The following is an 872-nucleotide window of genomic DNA, read 5'->3' on the forward strand; positions in this document are numbered from 1 at the left end:
AGCACGACACAGCCAAAGAAGGAGCGAAAGAAGACCCAGATACCCACCGAATAACCCGCAAAGCTGGTCCAACGGGTGGGTCAGAATTCAATGCAAATCGTGGGTCAGGCTTCCGTGCAAATCAACACCCTCGCGTCTCTGCTGCACCCTGGCCGGCCGTCAGGTCTTCCAGTTGCGCCTCGAGCTTATCGATCTGCCGAGCCAGTTTCTCGGACTTGCTACCGAAGTACATCCGCCTGAGCTTGTCGATCTGCGCCTTCAGGCGTTCGATCTCGTCGTCGCGTGCGGCGATCTCCCGCACCATGTTTGCGATCGAGGCTTGCTGTTCAAGCAGCGACGCCTGCTGCGCGAGCACCAGGGCCTGGAGCTCAGCGACGGTGGCAGGAAGCGGCGCATCTTTGGACATGCATCGCAGTTTACGAGCCTTCTATGCGGTTTACAACATCGACAGCGCGGCTGTGCGGCGTGGCTGCCGCCAATCGATGCCCTCAAGCAGCATCGACAACTGGGCGCTCGTCAGATGGATCTTTCCGCCATCAGCCTGAGGCCAGATAAAACGGCCTCGCTCCAATCGTTTTGCGAGCAACCAGAGCCCGTCGTCGGTCGCCCAAAGCAGTTTCACGAGATCGCCGCGACGGCCGCGGAAGATGAACACGTGCCCACCCAGCGGATTCTCTTCGAGCGCTGTCTGCACCTTCGCGGCCAGCCCCTGGAACCCGGAACGCTTATGTGGTGCACCACATAAGCGCTCTTATGCGGTGTTACTCGTTATGCGTATTCGAAGCGAATTCCTGTCGCCCAAGCCGCGGAGATTGCTGTTTGCCGTGCTTGATTACTTTGCATAACGGGAGTCTCCTGAGGATACCGCCAGG

At 59.1% G+C, this 872-nt stretch carries 2 pseudogenes; both read right to left on the reverse strand.

What is annotated here, in order from left to right:
• Positions 1–127 precede the first annotated feature (127 nt).
• Positions 128–406 (reverse strand): annotated as a pseudogene (locus PKKP23_RS33460) (transposase domain-containing protein); the annotation flags it as partial.
• Positions 407–436: 30 nt separating this feature from the next.
• Positions 437–712: pseudogene (tnpB, locus tag PKKP23_RS33465) on the reverse strand (IS66 family insertion sequence element accessory protein TnpB); the annotation flags it as partial.
• Positions 713–872 lie beyond the last annotated feature (160 nt).

This window comes from Paraburkholderia kururiensis JCM 10599 = LMG 19447 (assembly GCF_003986935.1).
Classification (GTDB): Bacteria; Pseudomonadota; Gammaproteobacteria; order Burkholderiales; family Burkholderiaceae; genus Paraburkholderia; species Paraburkholderia kururiensis.